Annotated in this window: 17 protein-coding genes; 10 read left to right on the top strand and 7 right to left on the bottom strand. The window is 74.4% G+C overall.

Annotation, left to right across the window (positions count from 1 at the left end):
• Window positions 1-8 precede the first annotated feature (8 nt).
• The 4 genes from EAD96_RS12880 to eccCa form a co-directional block, all read right to left on the bottom strand.
• Window positions 9-737 carry a hypothetical protein gene (locus tag EAD96_RS12880; protein WP_121684416.1) on the bottom strand — a complete coding sequence of 243 codons (729 nt, stop codon included), beginning with the start codon at window positions 735-737 and terminating at the stop codon, window positions 9-11.
• Between the two features lie 31 nt (window positions 738-768).
• The gene (locus EAD96_RS12875; protein ID WP_120571960.1) at window positions 769-1,062 is read right to left on the bottom strand and encodes a hypothetical protein; all 294 of its coding nucleotides are present in this window, start codon (window positions 1,060-1,062) and stop codon (window positions 769-771) included.
• Window positions 1,063-1,080: 18 nt separating this feature from the next.
• Window positions 1,081-1,491: a YbaB/EbfC family nucleoid-associated protein gene (locus EAD96_RS12870; RefSeq protein WP_121684415.1), complete on the bottom strand. Its 411-nt coding sequence runs from the start codon at window positions 1,489-1,491 to the stop codon at window positions 1,081-1,083.
• A 73-nt stretch (window positions 1,492-1,564) separates the two neighbouring features.
• Window positions 1,565-5,530, bottom strand: coding sequence for a type VII secretion protein EccCa (eccCa, locus tag EAD96_RS12865; protein ID WP_121684414.1), 3,966 nt, complete (start codon window positions 5,528-5,530; stop codon window positions 1,565-1,567).
• A gap of 170 nt (window positions 5,531-5,700) precedes the next feature.
• Here eccCa and eccD point away from each other — a divergent pair, with 170 nt between their 5' ends.
• Window positions 5,701-7,098, top strand: coding sequence for a type VII secretion integral membrane protein EccD (gene eccD, locus EAD96_RS12860; RefSeq protein WP_120571963.1), 1,398 nt, complete (start codon window positions 5,701-5,703; stop codon window positions 7,096-7,098).
• On the opposite strand, the gene EAD96_RS12855 is transcribed toward eccD, so the two are convergent.
• The gene (locus tag EAD96_RS12855) at window positions 7,082-8,254 is read right to left on the bottom strand and encodes a type VII secretion protein EccE (protein ID WP_121684413.1); all 1,173 of its coding nucleotides are present in this window, start codon (window positions 8,252-8,254) and stop codon (window positions 7,082-7,084) included. The two genes, eccD and EAD96_RS12855, sit on opposite strands and share 17 nt — an antisense overlap.
• A gap of 162 nt (window positions 8,255-8,416) precedes the next feature.
• On the opposite strand from EAD96_RS12855, the gene eccB reads away from it, so the two are divergent.
• From eccB to EAD96_RS12815, 8 genes are all read left to right on the top strand, one after another.
• Complete coding sequence (eccB, locus tag EAD96_RS12850; protein ID WP_121684412.1) at window positions 8,417-9,886, top strand: type VII secretion protein EccB; 1,470 nt, start codon at window positions 8,417-8,419, stop codon at window positions 9,884-9,886.
• 149 nt (window positions 9,887-10,035) lie between these two features.
• A complete protein-coding gene (locus EAD96_RS12845) occupies window positions 10,036-10,374 on the top strand; it encodes a hypothetical protein (protein WP_233585692.1) in 339 nt (112 codons plus the stop codon).
• Window positions 10,367-11,653: a WXG100 family type VII secretion target gene (locus EAD96_RS12840; protein ID WP_121684411.1), complete on the top strand. Its 1,287-nt coding sequence runs from the start codon at window positions 10,367-10,369 to the stop codon at window positions 11,651-11,653. Before EAD96_RS12845 ends, EAD96_RS12840 begins: the two co-directional genes overlap by 8 nt.
• A 161-nt stretch (window positions 11,654-11,814) precedes the next feature.
• Window positions 11,815-12,288 (top strand): hypothetical protein, encoded by a 474-nt coding sequence (locus tag EAD96_RS12835; RefSeq protein ID WP_121684410.1) that lies wholly within the window; start codon window positions 11,815-11,817, stop codon window positions 12,286-12,288.
• 156 nt (window positions 12,289-12,444) lie between these two features.
• Entirely contained in the window at window positions 12,445-13,275 is an 831-nt protein-coding gene (locus EAD96_RS12830; RefSeq protein ID WP_121684456.1) for a hypothetical protein, read from the top strand.
• A 119-nt stretch (window positions 13,276-13,394) separates the two neighbouring features.
• Window positions 13,395-13,739: a YkvA family protein gene (locus EAD96_RS12825; protein ID WP_121684409.1), complete on the top strand. Its 345-nt coding sequence runs from the start codon at window positions 13,395-13,397 to the stop codon at window positions 13,737-13,739.
• A gap of 12 nt (window positions 13,740-13,751) precedes the next feature.
• On the top strand, window positions 13,752-14,165 hold the full coding sequence (locus tag EAD96_RS12820; protein ID WP_120571970.1) for a pyridoxamine 5'-phosphate oxidase family protein: 414 nt from the start codon (window positions 13,752-13,754) through the stop codon (window positions 14,163-14,165).
• A 146-nt stretch (window positions 14,166-14,311) separates the two neighbouring features.
• A complete protein-coding gene (locus EAD96_RS12815) occupies window positions 14,312-14,923 on the top strand; it encodes a C39 family peptidase (protein WP_120571971.1) in 612 nt (203 codons plus the stop codon).
• A gap of 119 nt (window positions 14,924-15,042) precedes the next feature.
• Here EAD96_RS12815 and EAD96_RS12810 read toward each other — a convergent pair whose 3' ends face one another.
• Window positions 15,043-15,225, bottom strand: a complete 183-nt coding sequence (locus EAD96_RS12810) for an antitoxin (RefSeq protein WP_073825939.1) — start codon at window positions 15,223-15,225, stop codon at window positions 15,043-15,045.
• 130 nt (window positions 15,226-15,355) lie between these two features.
• Here EAD96_RS12810 and EAD96_RS12805 point away from each other — a divergent pair, with 130 nt between their 5' ends.
• The gene (locus EAD96_RS12805; protein WP_121684408.1) at window positions 15,356-16,507 is read left to right on the top strand and encodes an AI-2E family transporter; all 1,152 of its coding nucleotides are present in this window, start codon (window positions 15,356-15,358) and stop codon (window positions 16,505-16,507) included.
• 120 nt (window positions 16,508-16,627) lie between these two features.
• Here EAD96_RS12805 and EAD96_RS12800 read toward each other — a convergent pair whose 3' ends face one another.
• A complete protein-coding gene (locus tag EAD96_RS12800; protein ID WP_233585705.1) occupies window positions 16,628-17,206 on the bottom strand; it encodes a dienelactone hydrolase family protein in 579 nt (192 codons plus the stop codon).
• Between the last annotated feature and the right edge of the window lie 16 nt (window positions 17,207-17,222).

Genomic DNA, 17,222 nt, shown 5'->3' with positions numbered 1-17,222 from the left:
CGCTCCCGTCACCCGTAGAACTTGGCGTCCCGCACCCAGTCGATCTTGATGTCCTTGATGTCCGGGTCCGAGCCGGTCGGCGCCCAGCCCGGGCGGGAGTCAGCGGTGAAGGTGAACCGGTTGTCCGTGTGGAAGGCGGCCAGCAGCGCGTGCAGCAGCGCGCTGATCTCGCCGAAGACCAGGACCAGCACGGCGGCGGTGGCGGTCAGGCCGACGATGCCGATGGCCTGCGCCAGTGCGGTGGTGGCGGGGAAGAACTGGAGCGCGATCGACGCGATCACCGCGACCAGGATCGGCATGAGCGCCTGGGCCAGCCCGGAGATCGCGTCGTTGTACGCGTCCCGGGCGGCGGTGAGCGTGTCCCGGTTGGCGGCGAACGCCTCGGCCAGCGAGTTGATCTCCGCCCCGAGCTTGCGGAGGAACAGGTCGAACGCGTCGCGGTCGTCGAAGTCCCACTCCGCCGCGTCCGGCGGAACCGCGGCCATGGCCGCGCCGAACTGGTCCGCGCCGAGCAGGCGGGCCGCCTCGTCCCACTTCTTGATCGACTCGTTGACCTGCTGGTTGTCGAACGACTCCAGGTAGAGGATCGTGCCGATCAGCGCCGCCGAGGCGACGATCCAGACCACGTTGCCCTTGGCGATGGCCGCCGCCGACCGGACCGGAGCCGTGGTCTCGGCGACCGTCACGGTGCCGGTCACCGTCCCCGAGGCGTTGGCGATGAGGATCTCCGGAGGCATCAGGTGTCCTTCCCGTGGCGGACCCGGCCGGTCACTTGACCACCCAGGGCTGATCCGACCTCTCCCAGTTCTTCGCACTCTGTTCGAGCTGCGCGGCGGCCTTGCGCAGATGCTCCACGCCGGTGCGGACGTTGTCCAGGTGCCCGTCCACAGCCGCGTTGTGCCGCTCCACCGCGCCGGTGCCGAACCAGCTCAGCGCGCCGCCGGGCAGCTTGACCTCGCCCAGCAACGTCTCGACGTTGCGGAGGTATTGAATCGGGCCGTCCGGGGCGTCGAGCATCCTGCCCGCCTTCCGGATCGCGTCGACGTCGACGGTGTTCGGCATCGCCGGCCTTCCTCTCGTTCAGCGCCGCAGGTTGCGGGTCGGGTCGGACACGTCCACCCCGAACTGACGGAACCAGTCCTCCGGGGTCAGCGTGCCGTCCTGCGCCCGGCGGACCATCTCGGAGTCGCCGAGCATCTCGCTCAGCATCTCGCGCTGGCGCTCCTCGAAGGCCGCGTAGGCGGCGTCGATCGCCGCCTGCATCGCCTCGGCCAGGGAGAAGCTGTCCAGCCGCATCGCCCGCGCGTCGAGCCCGATGTCGCCGACCTTCATGTCGCCGTCCACCGTCACCCGCACCAGCCCGTCCGGGCTCTCCCCGGTGACCCGCAGTTCGGCGCGCTGCCGCTGGAGATCGGCCAGCCGGCGCTGCTGTTCCTGCGCCTGCCGCAGCAGGCCCTCCATGGCCGCACCGAAACCCGACGGGCTGTTCACGGACGCGCCCCTCTCCACTCGCGACGATCGATCGCGCCGACGCTACCGGACCGGGCGTCCGGCGTCCGTCCCGTCAGGCCGGTTCCGTCCACGCGGTCTGGATCAGCTGCTGGCCGTCGCGGCGGCGGACGAGCGTGCCCCGGCCCGGCGGCTGCGGGGTCGGCCGCAGGTTGCCGAAGACGGCACCCTCCTCCCGGCTGCCGGACATCAGCAGGCCCGGCGAGTCCAGCTCACGCAGGCGTTGCAGCACCGGCTCGTACAGCGCCCGGGCCACACCGCCGACCCGGCGCGTGATGATCAGGTGCAGGCCGATGTCCCGCGCCTGCGGCAGCAGCTCGTGCAGCGCGCTCAGCGGGTTGCTGCCACCGGAGGCGACCAGGTCGTAGTCGTCCACCAGGACGTACAGGTCCGGGCCCTTCCACCAGCTCCGGTCGCGAAGCTGCGCGGTGGTCACGTCCGGGCCGGGCAGCCGGTTCTGCAACGCGCTGCGGATCGAGCCGAGCCCCTGGCTGAACACCTGGTTCGACGGCGCGTAGTCGAGCAGGTGGTCACCCTCGACCGCGCCCAGCAGACCGCGCCGGTAGTCGGCGATGACCAGCCGCGCCTGGGCCGGGGTGTACCGCTCGGCGATCCCCCGGGCGATCAGCCGCAGCAGGTTGGTCTTGCCGCACTCGGCGTCGCCGAACACGGTCAGGTGCGGCTCGCCGGCCAGGTCCAGGTAGACCGGGGCGAGCGCCGACTCGTTCACGCCGATCGGGATGCCCGGCGCCGACCGGTCGATGACCTTCGCCAGCTCGGTGACCGTCAGCTTGCGCGGCAGCAGCCGGACCTTCGGCGCCGGCTGCCCCGGCCAGTTCGCCGCGACGTGACCCGCGAGCGCCACCGACGCCTCGGTCAGGTCCTCGATGTCGCGCTTGCCGTCGATACGCGAGATCGCGGTCAGGAAGTGCAACTTGTCCCGGGTCAGGCCGCGGCCGGGCGCGCCCACCGGCACGTTCTGCGCCGCCCGCCGGTCGATCTCCGACTCCGACGGGTCACCGAGCCGCAGCTCCAGCTTGGTGCCGAGCAGATCCCGCATGTTGATCCGGATCTCCGCCCACCGCACCGCCGTGATCACCACGTGGACGCCGAAGCCGAGACCCCGGTTCGCCAGGTTCGTGATCGTCTGCTCCAGCTCCTCGTACTCCTGGCGCAGCGTGTTCCAGCCGTCCACCACGAGGAAGACGTCACCGAACGGGTCGTCGGCGAACTCACCGGCCGCCCGGCGGCGCCGGTAGCTCGCCACCGAGTCGATGCCGTGCTGGGTGAACCGGTTCTCCCGCTCGTCGATCACGGCGACCACCTCGGCCACCGTCCGCCGGACCGCCTCCACGTCCCGCCGGCCCGCGACACCCGAGGTGTGCGGCAGCCCGTCCAGGCTGCGCAGCGCGCCGCCGCCGAAGTCGAGGCAGAAGAACTGCACCTCGCGCGGCGTGTGGGTGAGCGCCAGCGAGGCCAGCATCGAGCGCAGCATGGTGCTCTTGCCGCTCAGCGACGCCCCGACGATCACCACGTTGCCGCCGGCCCCGGCCAGGTCGACCATCATCGGGTCGCGGCGCTGCTCGTACGGCCGGTCCACGATGCCGACCGGCACGGCGAGCCGGCCGCGGCCCGGCCAGTCGGCGGTGGTCAGGCCGAACGTCGGGTGCACGCTCAGCTTGGGCAGCAGCTCGGCCAGCCCGGACGGCTCGGCCAGCGGCGGCAGCCAGACCTGGTGCGCCGGCTTGCCCCGGCCCTTGAGCTGGTCGATCAGCACGTCCAGCATCGCCACGGCCTTGCCGTCGCCGCTCTGCTCCGGCTCCGGGGCCGCCTCGGCGGGGCTCGGCTGGGCCGGCACCGGCACGTAGTCGATGCCGTACGGGACGATCCGGCGCTGCACCTGCGCCCGGGTGGAGCGCTGCACCTGCCCCGGGGCCCGGTACGGGCCGGACACGTACGCGGCGCGGAACCGCAGCATGGTCGCGGTGTCGGTCTTCAGGTAGCCGTGACCCGGCGCGCTGGGCAGCTCGTACGCGTCCGGCACGCCGAGCACGATCCGGCTCTCCACCGCCGAGAACGTGCGCAGACCGATCCGGTACGACAGGTGCGTGTCCAGGCCGCGCAGCTTGCCCTCCTCCAGCCGCTGCGAGGCGAGCAGCAGGTGCACGCCGAGCGACCGGCCGAGACGGCCGATCATCACGAACAGGTCGATGAAGTCCGGCTTGGCGGCCAGCAGCTCGGAGAACTCGTCACAGATGATCAGCAGGCTGGGCATCGGCTCCAGCGGCTCACCGGCGGCCCGCGCCTTCTCGTAGTCGTACCGGGAGACGTAGTTGCCCGCCGCCCGCAGCACCTCCTGCCGGCGGTTCATCTCACCGGCCAGCGCGTCGCGCATGCGGTCGACCAGCGGCAGCTCGTCGGAGAGGTTGGTGATCACCGCGCTGGTGTGCGGCAACGCGTCCAGCGAGGCGAAGGTGGCGCCGCCCTTGAAGTCGACGAGGACGAAGTTCAGCTCCTCCGACGAGTGCGTCACCGCGAGCGCCGCGACCACCGTACGCAGCAGCTCGCTCTTGCCGGAACCGGTCGCGCCGATCACCAGGCCGTGCGGGCCCATGCCCTCGTGCGCGGACTCCTTGAAGTCCAGCTCCACCACGTTGCCGTCCGGTCCCAGGCCGAGCGGGATGCGCAGCCGGTCGCGGTGGCTGCGCGGACGCCAGGTCTGCCGGGTGTCCACTGTGGCGGCGTCGCCGACGCCGAGCAGGTCGGGCAGCTCCATGCTGCGGGCCAGCGGCTCCTCGGTGCTGGCGCCCTGCTGCTGGGAGAGCCGGAACGGGGCGATCTGCCGGGCCAGCCCCTCGGCCGCGCTCAGGGACAGCCGGTCCGGCCGGCCGAGCCGCGAGGTGGCGGTGCCGCGGACCAGGTCGAGCCCGGTGCCGTCCCCGGCGTCCAGGCAGAGCAGCCAGCGCCCGGCGTCGCGCGGGACCGCGCCGGACAGGTCGAACACGGTCGTGCCGAGCAGGCCCGGCCCGGTCAGCGCGCACGTCGCCGAGACCTCGCCGCCGTCCAGCACCACCACCACGTGCGGCGCGGTGGTCAGCGGCTTCGCCTCCGGCGCGAACCGGGGCCGACCGCCCAGATCCTGGGCCAGCGCGGTCTCCGCCTCGTCCAGCGCGGCGAACACCATCCGGCGCGCGCCCGCCGCGTCCGTACGCCCCGGGTGCTGGGCGTGCGGCAGCCACTTCACCCAGTCCCAGGCCGCCTGCCGGTCCGGCGCGGCCACCACGACCACCAGGAGGTCCTCCGGGGCGTGGAACGTGACGAGCTGGCCCAGCGCGGCCCGGGTCAGGTCCAGTACCGGCTCCCGGTCGCCGCGCAACGCGATCCGGCTGAACGCGCGCAGCGACAGCGCGGTCGGCAGGTCCGGCACGCTGGAGTGGGCCCGGACGAACCGGCGCAGCGCGATCGCGCTCATCGGTTCCAGGTCCTCCACCGGCTTGGTCTCCGGCGGCACGATCTCCACCGCCAGCCGCTGCGGGCCGAGCGCGATCCGCACCTCGCCGAAGTCGTCCTCGGTGATCCGCCGCTCCCAGAGCCGGCGGGAGGCGGCGATCGACCAGAGCGCGTCCGGCTCCGGGTGCCGCCACGTCATCGCGGCGCGCTGCTGCTCGGCCGCCCGCCGGGTGCGCTTGCGCATCTGCGCGAGATAGCGCATGTAGTCGCGCCGCTGCGCGTTCAGCTCGGCCTTGTCGTTGCCGCCGTTGCCGAGCGTGCCGATCGCCATGCCCAACATGGACACACCGAACAGGCCACCCGCGACGTACGTCATCATGCCGCCGCCACGCCCGGCGTAGAGGAACGCCATCGCGCCGACGCCGCAGAGCATCGGCAGGATCATCAGCACCTGGCCCATGCCCTTGGCCTGCGGCTCCGGCAGCTCGGGCGGGGATTCCAGCAGCACCTCGCCGCGCGGCAGCGCGGGCCCCGGTTGACGCGGAAGTCGGCGGAACACCACCGTACTCACGGCTCTCCCCTCCCCAGAAGTGGCCCTGATCGTGGTCTGCCACCGCCGGTGAGCGTCGGGTGGGCAACCTGTGCGACCGCCATCGTAGGTAATCTCCCGGTGGCGTCGTGGACCCGTGGGGGGCGACGCCGACGGCCCAGCGGATCGTATGCGAGCACGAGGAGGCCACTGTGGCGACGAAGACGGCGACCGGTGGGCTGAGCCGGATCACCATCGTGGCGCCGCGTACCAGGATGGATCTGGCGCTGCCGTCCGACGTGCCGCTCGCCGACCTGCTTCCCACGCTGCTGCGGTACGCGGGCGAGGACCTGGCCGACGAGGGCGTACGGCACGGCGGCTGGGCCCTGTCCCGGCTCGGCGGTCAGCCGCTCGACGGCGGCCGGACCGCCGCGCAGCTCGGCGTACGCGACGGCGAGGTGCTCTACTTCAACCCGCGCGCCGCGACCGCCCCCGAGATCGTCTTCGACGACGTGGTGGACGCGGTCGCCACCTCCACCACCCAGCGGGCGGGCGCCTGGCAGGTCGGCACCACGCGGACGTTCGCGGTCCTGCTGGCCGCCTCGGCGCTCGCCGCGGGCGCGGTGGCGACGCTGCTCACCGGCCCGCCGCAGCTACCCGGCGCGGCCGCCGCGTTCGTGGTCGCGGTGGCGCTGCTGGTCGGCGCCGCGGTGCTGTCCCGCGCCGCCGGCGACAGCCGCACCGGCGCGGTGCTGGCCCTGGTCGGGATCGGTTACGCGGGCGTCGGCGGCCTGCTGGTGCTGGCCGGGGACCGGACGCTCGGCGAGCTGGCCAGTCCGCACGTCCTGCTCGCCGGCACCGCCGTGGTGGTCTTCGGCGCGGTCGCCGCGCTCGCCGTCGGCGACCGCCTGCCGCTGTTCCTCGGCGCGGTGGGCGTGGGTGCGGCGGTCGGCCTCGGCGCGGTGCTCAGCCTGGCCTTCGACATCGGCGCGGCGGCCTCGGCGGCGGTGGTCGCGACGGTCGCGTTCGGCGCGCTGCCCGCGCTGCCGATGCTCGCCTACCGCCTGGCCCGGCTGCCGGTGCCGTCCATCCCCACCGGCCCGGACGACCTCAAGACCGACACCGAGTCGGTGGACGGGCCGTCGGTGCTGCGCAACAGCGAGCGCGCCGACGCGTTCCTCACCGGTCTGCTCTGGACCGTCTCGCTGCTGGTGCTCGGCGGCGAGGTGGTGCTGGCCGGGAACGGCCGGCTCCCGGCGGTCCTGCTCTGCCTGGTGCTGGCGCTGCTGTCGCTGCTGCGGGCACGCCCGTTCCTCAGCCGCGCCCAGCGCACGCCGGTGCTGCTGTCCGGCACCGTCGGCCTGGGGCTGGTCGCCGCCGCCACGTTCGCCGCCGGCTCGCTGGCGACACGCCTCGGGTTGATCCTGGGCGGCCTGGCCGTGCTGGCCGTGATCAGCCTGGTCTACGGCCTGACCGTGGCCGGCAAGCGGATCTCCCCGGTCTGGGGCCGGACCCTGGACATCGTCGAGATCCTGCTGATCATCGCGCTGGTGCCGCTGGCCGTCTGGGTGTGCGGCGCGTACGGCTGGATCGTCAACCTTCGACCGTGACGGTCCCCATCGCGGTGCCGACCGGCGCGGTGGCGTAGACGCCGGGGCCGTGCTGGCCGTCCAGCGGGCGGGCCGGCACGCCCGCGCGCCGGGCCATCTCCCGGACCGCCTTCACCAGCGCCTCGGCGTGCCCGTCCATGGCTGCCACCCGCAGCAGCGGCGGCACCTGCCGGCCGCCCGGGAGGACCACCGCGGCGACCGTGTGCGAGGGCGCCGAGGTGGCGGTGACGGCGTCCACCAGCGCGCCGAGCGAGCCGTTGGGGCGTACCCGCAGGGCCAGGCAGCGCTGCGTCCAGCCGCCTCCGCGCAGGCTGGTCCACGTCTCCACCGGGGACTCCGGCGCCAGGTCGAGCCCGGCTCCGGACACCACCGCCGCGTGCAGCTCGTTCCGGTCGAGCACCCGGTGACCGAGGCCGGCGGCGTTGAGCGCCTTGCCGAGCCGGCCCACCCCGGCCGCCACCGTGCGGTGCACGCCGCGCAGGCCGCCGCCACGGCTCACCGCCTCGGCCCGCGCGTCGGACACCGACAGGCGCAGCGCCACCCACACGGTCCGGTACGCCGACGGCGGCGCGCCGGGCGCCGGGTACCAGACCAGGGTGTGCGAGACGACCTGGGTCTGGGTGACCGGGCCGGAGAAGTCGGCGAGCACCGCGAGCGCGCGGTCCACCACGGCCGCCTCGATCGAGCCGGCGGGCGCGCCGGGACGGCCGGTCAGCGCCAGCGCGGCGAACCAGCCCCGGTCGTCCTGCCCGATGCCGAGCCGGGTGCCGCGCTCGGTCAGCTCCACCACCGTCAGCTCCGGGGCGAGCGCGGCCAGCCTCGGGTCACCACCGGGCGCCGCGCTCCGGGCCCGGTCGCGGCGCCGGCGCAGCCGGCGGCGGAGCATCAGATCCTCGTACCACCAGCGGCCGCCGCGGCGCGCGAACGCCGCGACCACCGCCAGCAGCGCCAGGACGGCGACCACCCCGAGCAGCCACGCCGGGCCGGCGGTGGCGAACCAGACCGCGAGCGCGGCGCACTCCACCACCACGAGCTGCCCGACCACGACCGGGCCGAGCCGTCCCCGGCGGCGCTTGTCGGCGGGGGTGACCGGCCGGTCCGGCGGTACGGCGGGAACGGTGGCGGTACGACCGGGTGGCGCCTGGAGCTGCGTCATCGGTGTGCGTCCCTTCTGGACATCCTGGGCATCCGCCGGGCGGGTGCGGTCGTTCGGGCGGCGGACGGGGTCCGGCGCACCCCCGACGGCCCCTTATCGTAGGGAAGCCCGCGGCGCCGTTCGGTCCTGTCGCCGTGGACCCACCCCCGCCGGAGGTTAGTCATGCGGACCCGCCGCGATCAGGTGCAGGCGTACCGGTTCGTCACCCGCCGCATCGTCTCGGCGCTGCTCTCCGGTGATCCGGAGACCAACGACCTGCCGATGCGCCGCCTCGGCATGGCGGTGTTCGGCAGCGTCATCGCGGCGGCCGTGGTGCTCGGCGGCGTGGGCGCGTACGGGCAGCTCACCAGCAATTCCGCGCCGCTGGAGCCGAACACGCTGGTGATCGAGCGGGAGACCGGCGCGACGTACTACTTCGGCGAGGACAAGGTGCTGCGCCCGACGCTCAACTACGCCTCGGCGCGGCTGATCGTCAACGACGCCGCGGCGCAGCCGCGCACCATGTCCCAGGCGTCGATCAAGGACCGTCCACGCGGGCGGCTGGTCGGCATCGTGGGCGCCCCGGACGACCTGCCGGACCGCAAGTCGCTGGTCGGGCTCCCCTGGTCGGTGTGCGACGTGCCGGATCCGAACGACCCGCAGCGCTCCACCACGCACCTGGTGATCGACCGCGCGCTGCCCGGCGGCACGGCGCTCACCGACCGGGCCGTGGTGGTGCGGACCAGCGACGCCCGCTACCTGCTCACCGGCGGTTCCCGGCTGCGGGTCGCCGGTGACGAGCAGGCGCTGGTGGCGTTGAAGATGGCCGGCGCGACGAACCTGACCGTCGGGCAGCAACTGCTGAACGCGGTGCCGGTCGGGCCGGTGCTGCGCAAGCCGACGATCGCCGGGGACGGCAGCGCCAGCGGGCTGACGGTGGCCGACCGGCCGGCCCGGATCGGCCAGGTCTACCAGGCCGCCGGCCAGTACTACGTGCTCACCCGGCAGGGGCTGGCGACCGTCCGCGAGGTGACCGCGCTGCTGCTGCTCGGCGGCGGCGGCGAGGTGACGCAGATCACACCGGACGAGGCGGGCCGGCTCCTCACCGACCAGCGCCTGGACGCGGACGGCCTGCCGGCCCGGCTGCCGACGCTGCACGAGGTCCGTCCGGGACGGACGGTGCTCTGCGCCACCTACCGGCCCGGCCCGGCCGGTCAGCCGCCGGCCACCACGCTGGAGGTCTTCGACTCTCCGCCGGCCGAGCTGACCTCGGCCACCGCGATGCCGGCCCGGCAGGGCGCCCGGGACGCGGTACGCACCGCCGAGAGCGTGCTTCTGCCCGGCGGCAAGGGGGTGCTGGTGCAGGCCACCGCCGGGGAGAGCGGCAAGGCGGCGGCCGGCTCGACGGTCTACCTGATCACCGCCCAGGGCATCCGCTATCCGCTCGGCACCGCCGGGGGCGACGCGAAGAGCGCGCTCGGGTACGGCGACGTGACGCCGCTCGCCGTACCCGCTTCGCTGCTGGCGCTGGTGCCGACCGGTCCGACGCTGTCCCGCGAGGACGCGATGACCTACTTCGATGCGTCGACGCCACCGGGGGCCACCGCGACGCCCTCGGCCGGCGGCGCGGCGGCGCAGGTCCAGGGCGGTTGACCGGCCCCGGGCAGATCCGAAGTGGAGGATCTCCGTCACGGGTCGCCCGGGTTGGCCCGCTTCGACTAACCTGAGTACGGCGAAGGGTTATCGACGATGACTACGGGGATGCAGCCATGACGGGGCGCACGACAGTAGACGTACTGTCCTTGGAGGACTTTCACCAGCGGCTCGAGCGGCGCCTGAACGAGGCGGAGTCGGTGTTGCGCAAGCTCAACACCCAGATGCAGTGCCGCCCGCCGGCGCTCGGCACGTTCACCGACGCGACCGACAACGCACGTCGCTACTCCGAGACCCACCAGAGCTACGTCAACCACGTCGACCGGCTGCGCCGGGCGATCCTGGCCGCCCGCGAGGCGACCCACAAGATCATGACGAACTACAAGACCGCCGAGGCCCGCAACGCCGCCGCCGCGGCCGACATCGCCGCCGCCCTCTCCGGGCTGAACGAGGCGATGAAGCAGCCGAAGGAGGACCCGCGTGTCTGAGTACACCCGGCGCTACGAGCACGTCAGTCACGAAGAGCTCTACCAGGGCGTCAACGCCGGCGACCCGAAGCAGATCGAGGCGCTCAGCGCCCAGTGGACCTCCCTGAAGGGCACGCTCGACGATCTCGGCCGCGACCTGACCGCCGACCTGGAGGCGCTGGCGAAGACCTGGACCGGCGACGCCGCGCGCGAGTTCCACCGCCGGCTGGACATGGTCGTCCGCTACTCCGGCAACCTCGCCGAGGGCATGACGGGTATCCGACAGGGCCTCGACATGATGTCCAGCGAGCTGCGGGCCGCCCAGTCCAAGGCGGAGAGCCCGGAGAAGACCGACGACAACGACAAGCTGCTGTCCAGCGCCGGCAAGGGCTTCCTGATCGGTGGCGCCCCCGGCGCGGTGATCGGCGGGATCGTCGGCCACCAGCAGGACAAGGCCGAGCAGGAGAAGGCGCACCAGCGGATGGTGCAGGTCGTGGCGAAGCTCGCCGAGGGCTACGACTTCTCGGCGTACGGCCGGATCGTCGTACCGGACCCGCCGGAGACCGAGCTGCCCGGCCACACCGGCAACGGTGACCCGACGCTGCAGAACGGGCCGTCGGTGAAGACGCCGTCGTCCGGCCCGAGCCTGGGCAGCTTCGGCCCGGGCGCGAGCGCCACCGCCACCACGTCGGGCGTGCACCACACGGCCCCGACCGGCGGCACGCCGGGCGAGGGCACGCCGGGTGCGGGCACCCCTGGTGGCCAGCCCGGCGCCGGTGCTCCGGGTTCGGTGCCGGTCGGCGGCACCGTCGACCCGGGCGGCACCTCGCTCGCCGGCGCCGCTCCGCTGACCAGCACCGTCGGCGGTCCGACGATCGGCGGCGGCCCGGGCTTCGGTCCCGGCGGCGCCGGCCCGACGACGATGACCGCAGGTGGAGGCGGTGGCGCCCTCTACGGCGCCCCCGGCGTCCTGAGCACCGGTTCACTCGCGGGCACCGGCGCCAACTCGGCGTCGGCGGCTCGCCTCGGCGGCATGCCCGGCGCGGACAACCGCTCCGCCGCCGGCACGGGCCGGCTCACCTCCGGTCGCGGCCTCGTGGTCGACGCCGGGAGCAAGTCCGCCGAGCGCACCGGCGGCGCCACCGGGCGGCCCGCGATGGCCGGCCGCGGCGGCGTGCTGGGCGGGCGCGGCGGCCACGGCGACGACGAGTCCGACGGCCGGCTGACCTGGCTCACCGAGGACGAGATGGTCTGGGGCGACGGTGACGCCGCCCCGCCGCCGGTGCTCGGCGGCAACTGACCCCGGCATCCACGCGACGGCGCGGCACCCCGGCAGGGGCGCCGCGCCGTCGCGCGTCGGGCCCCGCGTGGGCCTCCGTCCACACCGACCCGTGGGGTGGCTCACGTAAACCGCAAGATCCTTGAGCTGCGAGATCCTCCGCCGACCGATAGGTTGAAACGGTGCTGCCCGTAGCGTTCGCCCCGTCCACCTGGACGGCGACGCTGCGCCGAATCGCCCGCACGGCCGTGGCCGGCCTGGTGCTGATCGTCGGCCTCCAGGGCATCGCCGCCGCACCCGCCCACGCCGACGCGGCCTCGCACACCACCATCGCCGCGCACGCCACCATCGCCTCGCACGCCGTCGCCACCGAGCACGTCACGGCGATCGAGCACGTCGGGGCGATCAAGCACGTCACCGCCGTCGGGCACGCCGCGACGCGGCAGGCGGTCACGACCGGCGCCGCACGTTCCGCCGAACTCACGGCGACCGACGCCCCGACCGCCGCGCTGCGGACCACCGGTCCCGGCACCGGCCCGGCCGTCACCGAAGCGCCTTCCGCCGACTCCGCCGGGCCCGTTCCCGGCGTCGAGGTGGTCGCCGCCGCCGACCCCGGCCGGGCGGACATCGCCCGTCGCGGTCCGCCGCGCGCCTGACCGGGCGCCTTTCCGGTACGCCCCGGCGCGGTCCCACGGGCCGCACGCCTCGCGCCCTGCGCGCGTCCCGCCGCGTCTGAAGTCACGACGCGCACCCGCCCGGATGTCCGGGCCACAACCGTTGATCGTCCTTCGTTCCACCACGAGGTGCTGGTGATGCAGACCGTCTTCTCCACCGTCCTGCCCGACATGCCCGCGGCCGCCGTGATCTGGCTGGTCCTGCTCGCCGTGGCCGCGACAGTGGTCGCCGCGCTGATCGTCCGCCCGTCCCGGTTCCGTTCCGAACTGGTCGACCGGATCAGTGACGCCGCCCGGCCGAGCAGCATCGAACGCGCCGAGCGGGCCCGCGTACGGGACCAGGAGCGAATCCGCTACGCCGACGAGGTGGCCGTGGCGGCCTCCCGTGCGACGGCGACCGCCGAGCGGAGCCGCGCCGAGTGGCTGACCGCCCAGGAGGAGGCCGAGGCCGCCTGGCAGGCGTACCAGGCAGCCGAGGAGGACGTCCGGCGCCTGAGCGCCGCCGCGGCGCTGCCGCTGCCCCGGACCGCCAAGACCCCGGCCGAGTACGCCGACCGGGAGCGCTGGCTGCACCGGGCCGCGATGGACGCCCAGTGGCGCGACGAGATCACGGTGCGGCAGCTCAGCGACATCCTCGGCGGCAACGGCTGGGATCCGAGCCGGCACCCGGTGGAGCAGGAACTGCTGCTGCGCCGGCTGGTCCGGGACAACATGGCGGCACGGCACCGCGCCGCCACGCAGCGGGAGCAGGCCGCCTGGCAGGCAGCCGAGCGGGCCGCGGCGGCGGCGCAGAGCCTGCGCGACGAGGCGTTCGCGGCACTGCACCCGGTCGCCGAGCCGCAGACCGCGCTCTCCATCGTGGGCTTCGCCGGCCCGGAGACCACCCGGGAACTGCCGGCCGGGACGGGCACCGACGTCACCCGCGAGCTGCCGCCGGTGGCGCGCGGCCGGGCTGCCGTGGCGACCTGAGGACGCCGGCAGCGGCCTGGCGGGACGTCGCCCCGGCCGCGACCCGGCCACGGGCGGACGCTCCTCGCGGCGGGGACGACCGCCGGGCGTGGCGGGCCGGGCTCGACTAGCGTGGTGGCGTGTCCCGTGAAACCTGGGTGCTGGTCGTCCTCGCCGCCGTCCTCGCGGCGGCCATGCTGGCCGGGGCGGTGCTGCTCGCCATCCGGGTGGTCCGCACCCGCCGCATGCTCGGCGCGCTCGGCGCCGGCGGCAAGGTCGCGTTCTACGGCGCGCTGATCTACACGATCCTGCCGGTGGACCTGCTGCCCGACCCGATCTACCTGGACGACATGGGCGTGCTGGCCGGCGCGCTGTTCTACCTGGGCCGGCTGGTCGCCAAGCACCGCGCCGAGCAGCGTGCTGCCCAGTCAGCCCCGGCGGTGCCGCTGGCCGCAGCCCCGCCGCGCCCGTCCGACCGTCCCTGACGAGGAGACAGCATGGCTGGGCATCACCGGCTGGACCCGCACGACGAGCGGGTGGCCCGCTTCTTCGCGGACCGGCACCTCGCCACGCTCACCACACCGCGCGCCGACGGCACCCCGCACGTCGTACCCGTGGGAGTGACCTTCGACCCGGCGGCCCGGCTGGCCCGGGTGATCACCTCAGCCGGGTCGGCCAAGGCCCGGCACGTCGCGGCGGCCGGACCGGACGGCGTCCCGGTCGCGGTGTGCCAGGTCGACGGCCGGTGGTGGCTGACGGTGGAGGGCCGGGCGGTGCTGCGCCGCGACCCGGAGTCGGTGGCCGAGGCGGAGCGCCGGTACGCCGAGCGGTATCGCACGCCGCGTCCGAATCCGGAGCGCGTGGTCATCGAGATCGCGGTGACCGGGCTCCTGGGAAGTCTCCCCGGCTGAGGCTTCTGTCCGGTTCCGCGGTGGCCCCGGTCACGCCCGGAAATGGGCTGCCGCGGCAGGGCGGTTGAACTCTCCGTACGCCGAGCGCCACTCCTGGTGCCGCGTCTCCCGCACGGAGCCGTCGACCCCCGAATGGAGCCTCGACCATGAACCCGATCATCCGTAAGTGTGTGCTGTCCGTCGCCGGTCTGGCCGCCGCCGGTGGTGCCGTCGCCGGTCCGGCCGCCGCCGCCCACGCCGCCCCGGTCAAGGGCAAGGGCGACCGCACCGCCGACTACGAGTACCAGGCGCAGCCGAACTTCTTCTACTGCGGTCCCGCCTCGACCCGGATCGCGCTGTCGGCCGAGGGCAAGGACGTGAGCCAGGACGAGCTGGCCGCCAAGCTCGGCACCACCGAGAACGGCACCGACTCGGCCATCGACATCACCCGGGTGCTCAACGAGTACACCGGGGGCAAGTACCGGACCACCGAGATCCGCGACGACGTTGCCACCCGGGAGCAGGTCGAGCGCCTGCGCGCGGACATCCGTACCGCTGTGGACGACGACCGGCCGGTGGTGGCGAACATCCTGGGCGGCGCCCGGGACATCGACGGGGTGGAGCACAGCTACCCCGGCCACTACGTGACTGTCGTGCGGTACGAGGGCGACGGCGACCGGGTGCTGATCGCCGACCCGGCCCGGCCGGACGAGCCGACGTACTGGATGGACGTGACCGAGCTGGCCAACTGGATCGCCGGCCGCGGTTACAGCTCCTGACCCGCGACGCCTGACCGACGGGCCGGTCTCCGCTGTGGAGGCCGGCCCGACGCCGCGGCGGCCACGCTCCCCTCGGGGGCGTGGCCGCCGTCGTGTTCCGGCCTCTGAGCGGGTGTACGTCAGCGACCGGTGTCGCCTTCGCCGGTGCGCTGCTGCGCCGCGTCGACACCCTTGTCGATCTGGTTGTCGTACTTGCCGCCGGTGCGCTTGTCGGCCGCGTCGCCCGCCTTCTCGATGCCCTGGTCGACCTGCTTGTCGTGCTTGTCCGCGAAGTCCTTGGCCTTGTCCATGAAGTCGCTCATGTCGGATCTCCCTTCGATACGTTGAATGCCTTCCCCAAGGCCGGGGGCACAAACACCGGGTGGGCGGTTGCGGCCCTGGTGTCGGATCGACCCGCGTCGGGTACCAACGGCCACGATCGAGGAGGGCGACGTGGACGACGACGCTGGAATACCCGGGCGGGCACCGGCCACCGGAGGGCGGCAGACCTGGGCCGGACTGCCCTGGCCGGTACGGACGGCGGTCACCTGGAGCGCCTGCCTGCTGGTGGTGACGGCGGGGCTGTGGCTGCTGGGGCAGATCGCCGTCCTGCTCGCGCCGCTGGCGGTGGCGCTGGCCGGCACGCTCTTCCTCGCCGCGCTGCTCGACCCGGTGCTGGTGCGCCTGCGCCGGCTGCGGGTGCCGGCCGGGCTCGCCGCGCTGCTGAGCATCCTGCTGCTGCTCGGCATCCTGGGCGGCGCCGGCGTCCTGGTCTGGAACCTCACCGCGAGCCAGTTCGGCGAGCTGAGCCAGCAGCTCGACGAGGGGTTGCAGCGCACCCGCGACTTCGTCACGTCCAGCCTGCCGGTCACCGACCAGCAGCTCGACCGGCTCGTGGAGCAGATCCGGCAGGGCCTGAGCAGCGGTGCGCCCGACCCGGTCGCCGGGGCGCGCAAGGTCGCCGAGGTCGCGGGCGCGATGCTGCTCGCCCTGGTGCTGCTGTTCTTCCTGCTCAAGGACGGCCGCTCGATGTGGCACTGGGTGCTGCGCCGGCTGACCGGCCCGCGCCGGGAGCTGACCGCCGAGGCGGGACGGGCGGGCTGGCGGACGCTCGGCGCGTACAGCCGGGGCACGATGATCATCGCGGCCATCGACGCCATCGGCATCGGGCTGGCCCTGGTCGTCCTGCGTGTCCCGCTGGCCCTGCCGCTCGCCCTGATCACGTTCCTCGGCGGGTTCGTGCCGATCATCGGCGCCACGGTGGCCGGTGCGGTGGCGGTGCTCGTCGCGCTGGCCGCGAACGGTCCCACCACCGCCCTGCTGACCCTGGCCGCCGTGATCGCCGTCCAGCAGATCGAGGGCAACCTGCTGGAGCCGCTCGTCATGCGGCGGCAGGTGCAGCTGCACCCGGCGGTCATCCTGGTGGTGGTCACGGCCGGCACGCTGGTCGCCGGGGTAGCCGGCGCGTTCGTGTCGGTGCCGATCGCGGCGGTGCTGTGGCGGGTGCTGGACACCGTGCAGCGGCACCGCGCCGCCGAACGGAGCGGCACCGGAGTTCCCGCACCGACCGCCGAGCCGGGCCGCGCCGCCGAGGCAGCGGGCTGACGACCGGCGCGGTCCGACTGCCGGCGCGGTCCGACAGCGCGTGGCGCGGGCTGGCGGCCGCACGAGGTGAGGGCCGCCCGGCCGCCGCGGCCGTTCCATGCGGGCCGGCGCGAGTGCCGGTCAGGCGGGATGCGGCTGGCGCAGGTGCGTGGTGAACCACGTACCTGCCTGGTCGGCTACCTGCTCCAGCGTCCCGGGCTCCTCGAACAGGTGCGTGGCGCCGGGCACGACGCGCAGCTCCGCGACCTCGCCCAGCGCGTCCCGGGCCTGCTCGTTGAGCACGATCACCTGCTCGTCCAGGCCGCCGACGAGCAGGAGCGTCGGTGCGCGTACCGCGGCCAGTGAGCTGCCGGCAAGGTCGGGCCGGCCGCCGCGGGATACCACAGCGCCCACCCGGTCCGGCCGGGCCGCGGCGGCGACGAGTGCGGCGGCGGCGCCGGTGCTGGCGCCGAACAGCCCGATCGGGAGCCGCCCCAGCTCCGGGTCGGCACCCATCCAGTCGACGATCCCGGCCAGGCGCTCGGCCAGCATGCCGATGTCGAAGCGCAGCTCGGCGGTGATCTCGTCCCGGGCCTCCTCGTCGGCCGTGAGCAGGTCGACGAGCATCGTGGCGAGCCCGCGTTCGTTGAGCGCGCGCCCGACGGCCGTGTTGCGCGGACTGTGCCGCGAGCTGCCGCTCCCGTGCGCGAACAGCACCACCCCCCGCGCCCCGGCC

Origin of the sequence: Micromonospora sp. BL1 (genome assembly GCF_003667485.1) — a bacterium.
In the GTDB taxonomy this organism is placed as follows: Bacteria; Actinomycetota; Actinomycetes; order Mycobacteriales; family Micromonosporaceae; genus Micromonospora; species Micromonospora tulbaghiae.
Note: the sequence above shows the minus strand (reverse complement) of the source record. Positions and strands in the feature narration are given on the sequence as shown.